General features: G+C 71.7%; 4 protein-coding genes. 1 reads left to right on the forward strand and 3 read right to left on the reverse strand.

The genetic code is table 11. The features are described from left to right. Positions 1–88 precede the first annotated feature (88 nt). The 3 genes from ABZ260_RS46015 to ABZ260_RS46025 form a co-directional block, all read right to left on the reverse strand. A complete protein-coding gene (locus tag ABZ260_RS46015; protein ID WP_355630868.1) occupies positions 89–940 on the reverse strand; it encodes a hypothetical protein in 852 nt (283 codons plus the stop codon). 277 nt (positions 941–1,217) lie between these two features. Next, entirely contained in the window at positions 1,218–3,167 is a 1,950-nt protein-coding gene (locus ABZ260_RS46020; RefSeq protein WP_355630871.1) for a hypothetical protein, read from the reverse strand. A gap of 270 nt (positions 3,168–3,437) precedes the next feature. After that, positions 3,438–4,010: a TetR/AcrR family transcriptional regulator gene (locus tag ABZ260_RS46025; RefSeq protein WP_355630874.1), complete on the reverse strand. Its 573-nt coding sequence runs from the start codon at positions 4,008–4,010 to the stop codon at positions 3,438–3,440. Between the two features lie 39 nt (positions 4,011–4,049). On the opposite strand from ABZ260_RS46025, the gene ABZ260_RS46030 reads away from it, so the two are divergent. Next, positions 4,050–5,075 (forward strand): DsbA family protein, encoded by a 1,026-nt coding sequence (locus ABZ260_RS46030; RefSeq protein WP_355630877.1) that lies wholly within the window; start codon positions 4,050–4,052, stop codon positions 5,073–5,075. The last annotated feature ends 81 nt before the right edge of the window (positions 5,076–5,156 follow it).

The raw sequence follows: 5,156 nt of genomic DNA on the forward strand, positions 1-5,156 counted from the left end.
GTGCGGTCCGTCCACCGTGTCCTCCACACGCGCATGAGATCAACCGGTGAGCTCGCTCCGCTTTGACGGACACCGGCGGTCAGGTGCGTCATGCCAGCGGTAGGCCGTCCGCCGGATCCTGCAGGGTCACCGCCAGCGCCTCGGCGAAACCGTGTACGGGGCCGGACAGCGCGCTGCGCAGGCGGTAGGGGTGGTGGCTCATCTCGGCGGAGCCGACGAGCACCGGGGCGATCTGGCGCAGTTCCTCGGGACCGGCGGCCCCGGCCAGCAACCGGACGTTCCACAGCCCCGCCTCGCGGAAGGCGTCCAGCTCCTGCATGCGCCGCTCGGCCCGCTCCGCGTCGTAGCGGGAGCGCTCGGAGGCGTCGCCGTACTGCCGCAACACGTTGAGCTGGGTGCGCAGGTGCGCGACCTCGGCGTCCAGCAGGTCGGTCTGCTCGGCCACCACCAGCCAGGCGAACGGCCGGGACATGAGCGTGACCAGCGTCGACTCGAAAAGCGTCGGCCGCCTGATCTCGTCGGCGTCCGGCTCGCGACGGCCGCCGAGCGGCGGGGCCTGCCGGCCGGGGCAGACGGTCCACACCAGGTCGGACAGGTCGCGGAGCCACTCGTCACCGATCCGGACGCCGCGGGCGCCGCTGGGAAAGAGCAGCGGCTCGGGACCGCCGGGGGCGTGCTCGACCTCGGTGGCGGCCCTGCGGGGCGGGCGCGGCGGAGTCAGCGGCCCCGCGTTGGTGATCAGCTCCAGCGGGGCGCCGGACCCCCGTGAGAGCCAGCCGACCACGAAGGGCCGGTTGCGCTGGGCCGTGGAGAGCACGGCGGGCAGGACCGTGACGAAGTCCCACTCGGCGGAGGAACTGCGCGAGGGCGCTGTGATCGCCTGGATTCTGTACCAGGGACCGGTCAGGGCGTTGGGCGGACGGGACACACTTGGCTGCATTTGGTCTCCACCCGGGGGACCCGGCTCCAGGCCGGAGGGTTGACGCTTCACGGATCACTCCGCCATACCGGCCGACGCGTAATCGGGGGTAGGTCACCCCCGTAACCACGGTCGAACCTGACTCGGGGCTCGCACCTCCACATTGACCATCCCATTACGACATACGGACGCCCCGTTGGCATGCCCGGCGATACCGTCCCCGACGGGATCATCGCTACCCGGATCCCCACCGGCCGAACCCCCGCCCACCGGCTCGTCGGCGGCGCGGGCCCGGACCTCATTGGCGGCGGCGCCAGTCGAGCCTGGCCGGAGGCGGGCCGAGGTTGGGCGGCGCGTCCTCGAACGGGCTCGGCTCGCGCGGCTCCGCCTTGCTCTCCTGTACGCGCTCCAGCACGGCTTCCTTGATCTCGTCGAACTCGCCCAGCGTCGTCTTGGGGAAGGTCAGTATGGCCGGATTGGCATCGGCGAGACGGACCCTGCGCCCCTCGGCGGTGGCGTCGGTGACGATCACCGAGGTGGTGGGAAGCTGCTGGAGCTGGTGAGGCTCGACGAGGAACTCCCGGGAACGGTGCAACACCCGCTCCGTCTCCCCCATCGCCTTGGTCGCGCGGCGGCCCCACTCGGTGGAGAAGGTGATGTCCTCCTTGAGGTCCGCGCGGCTCACGTCGCGCTCGTCGTCGCCCTCCTCCGCCTGGCCGACCGTGGAGATGTAGCCGCCGTCCATACCGGCCCCGGCGGCACTGATCGTCTCGGTGAGCTGGGCGAGCTCCAGGCGATGCTCGGTGCCGACGTGCTCGCTGGCGATCCGGGCGTCCTCGGCGTTGCCGAGCCGCATGAACGTGACCGCCGCGTGCCCGCGCCCGAGCCGTTCCCGCACGGTCGGGGTCAGCGAGCGATAGGTGAGCACCAGCCCGGTCCTGGAGGTCTCGCAGGCGTCCATGAGCCGGTCCAGCACGTCACCGCGGAGCTTGTCCGCGCCCGCGACGATGATCGTGTGGTACCAGGGCCGCTCGGAGGCGGGCGACTGGCGCAGGATGTGGGTCAGCGCGGTGGCCACGTAGGTGCCCAGGACGCGGTTGCCGAACACGCCCGCCTGGCGGTCCATCGACACGACCCGCAGGCGCGCGGGCGGCAGGCGCACCGCCTCCGAGCCGAGGGTCTCCAGCTTGCGCAGCTGCGACTCCAGCGCCCAGGCCCGCTCGATCACCACGCGGTCGCTGACGCCACGGCCGAAAAGCGTGCCGATCCGCTCCAGCTGGGTGGCGGTGATCAGGCCGCACCGCAGGTCCTCCCGGGGGTCGCCGACCTGGGCCAGGGCGCGCAGCGCGGCGGTGACCTGGTTGATCGTGGCACTCTCGCCGAGGACTTCCAGCACCCGCTCCAGGATCGCGTTGTCGAACGACAGGTCCCTGGTCGTGCGGTGCTCCTCGCTGACGCTCACGACGTGGGCGAGGACGTCGGCGAACGCCTCGGGGGCCAGCGTGGCACCCAGGTCGAGCTTGGGGAGGTCGACCGGCAGCACCCAGACCAGCGGGTCGTCACCGCCCCTGCGCGCCAGCTCGATCAGGTCCTTGGCGATCGCGCCCTCGGACAGGTCGAGCACGGTCAGGTGGCCACCACTGTAGAGGCGGGTCGCGCCGAGCAGTGTGATCAGCGCCGACCAGCCGGGCAGCGTGCCGCCGGCCACGTCGATCCGGTCGATCTCGTCGGGCACGGCCACCGCGTACCAGGTCAGCTGGCGGTCGTGGCGCTCCTTCTTCTCGGCCCACTCCCGGTAGCGGGCGGCGTGCTCCTCCTGTGCGGCGAAGAGCTCCCGATCCCGTTCCTCCCGTAGCCGGTCACCGGCCACCTCCCGCTCCCTGATGCGGTGGCGGACCGCCCGGTCGCCCTGGTGGACGGCGTAGCTGCAGAACACCGCGATGCCACCGGCGGCGATCACCCCGACGACGGCGAACGACCAGCTCAGCATCTCGGTGAGGCCGAGGACGAGGATCAGCGTGGCGAGCGCGGCCATGAACGCACGGACGATCTTGACCGGCCGGTTCAGGAGGGCTTCGTTGAGGCGTTCCCTGCGCACCCACTCGGGGTCGACGGGCTCCGCGGGATTCTCCACCGGCGAGGGTCGCTTGGGAGCCGGACCTGGATCCGGGTGCAACAGCGCATACTGCCAGCCCAGGTAGATCCGGTCCGCCTGGAGTTGCGCATGCTCGGGATGCACGTCCGCCACGGAACCCCTCCGCCATCGGGCTCATCGGAAGCCTCTGAGACAGCGTAAGAGTTCGACATCATATTCGGGCAGCGTTCCCGTCAATCCGCTGCATTTTCCCCGGTTTTACCACCACTTAAGGGATCGATGAGCCGGATGGGATGGACGTCACCGATCGCCATCGTCGCTCACGCCCCCTCCCCGAGGGGCCTCCCCGAAAGTGCCGACCTTCCTGACGGTGCCGGGGATCGCCGGACCGGCGTCGTCCACTCCCGGCCACCGGGGTCCACATCAGCGGATCAGGTTCCACGCCACCGCCGCGATCTCCTCGGCCGGACGGGACGGATGCTCTCCCAGCCAGTACGTGAAGAGCCCGACCAGCGCGCCCGCCACATGATGGGCGTGGATCTCCGGTGGCACCTCGTCGTGCCCGGGGGGCCGGGAGCCCGCCGCGAAGGGGCCGCGCAGCTCCGCGACCAACGCCTCGCGCAGCCGCGCGCAGAAGCGGGCGCTGCCGGCGGGTCCGAGCATCCGCCGGTAGAGCGGGGCTCGCTCACCGACGTGTTCGAACAGCGCGACCAGCGACGCCGGCACCGGCCCCGGCTCCCGGTAGGGACACCGCGCGGCCTCGGCGGCCAGTTCCTTGACCGCGGCCTCCATGGCATCGAGCACGAGGTCGTCGCGGTCACGGTAGTGAACGTAGACCGTGGCCCGGTTCACCCCGGCCAGCTGGGCGATCTCGGCGACGGTGATCGAGTCGGGATCGCGCGCGGCAGTCAACTCCAGGGCGGCGGACCGCAGCCGGGCGCGGGTTCTGCGGATTCTGGGATCGTCTCCGGGCACGCCGTCAACTTTAAACGACACCTGTCGAATAAACGACACCTGTCGTTTGTTGTAGCGGCCATGAAGCGCATCGAAGTCTGGGCCGACATGGTCTGCGCGTGGGCCTACATCGGCAAGCGACGGCTGGAGCAGGCCGACCTCGGCGCGGACGTGGAGATCGTCTGGCGCCCGTACCTCATCGACCCGATGGCTCCGGCACGGTCCGAGCCGCTGCAGGACGCCCTTCGCGACCCGGTCGCCGAGGGTGCCCTGCGGGCCTGCCACCCCGTCCTGACCCCGGCCGAGAACCGGGCCCGGGTCTCGCGCGTCGCCGCCGCGGAGCAGATCGGCGAGCGCGCCGACGACGGCGGGCGGCGCTGGGGAGCGGTCTGGCGGGCGAACACGTTCGACGCCCACCGGGTCATCGCCCTCGCCTACGGCCGCGGCGGCGCGGCGCTCCAGGACGCGGTCGTGGAGCGGATCCTGCGTGCCCACTTCGTCGAGGGCTCCGACATCGGAGACCGCGGCACGCTGGCGGCGCTCGCCGCCGAGGCCGGACTCGGGGGCATGACCGAGGCTCTGGAGCGCGGCGAGGGGGCGGCGGAGGTCCGCTCCGAGCTGCTGCGCGGCAAGGCCGTCGGCATCGCCACCTCGCCGACCTTCGTGGTGGGTGACACGGCGGTCGCGGGCGCGCAGCCGCCCGAGGTCCTCGCCGACCTGGTGCGGCACGCCGCTCCCCGGCGGGAACTCCCCGACGAGGTCAGGTGGCTACGCCAGGCCGAGGCCCTGCTGGGTGTCAGAGATCCCCTCGGCGCCCTGCGGACCCTGGAGCCGTTGATGGCCGAGCACGGCGGGGACCCCGTCGTCCGCCTGCTGGCGGCCCGCGCCTACTTTGGTTCGGCCCAGCTAGGCCGGGCGAGCGAGACGCTGGAGTCGCTGCTGGAGCGCACCCCCGGTGACCACTACGCCCGGTTCCTGCTGGGCAGGACCCTCGAACGTGCCAACCGCCACCCCGAGGCCCTGCCACACCTGCGCCTGGCCGCGGCCATGTCCCCAGAGCCCGACTACCTCGATGCCCTCCGGCGCGTCGAGAGACCTTCACGTTGACGAAGTGCTCGTTCATCAGCGCGGCCGTGCCGGGGTCCTCGAACGACTCGTGAGCCATTACGTGACACCAGTGACACGCCG

Source organism: Streptosporangium sp. NPDC006013, assembly GCF_040614275.1.
Taxonomy (GTDB): domain Bacteria; phylum Actinomycetota; class Actinomycetes; order Streptosporangiales; family Streptosporangiaceae; genus Streptosporangium.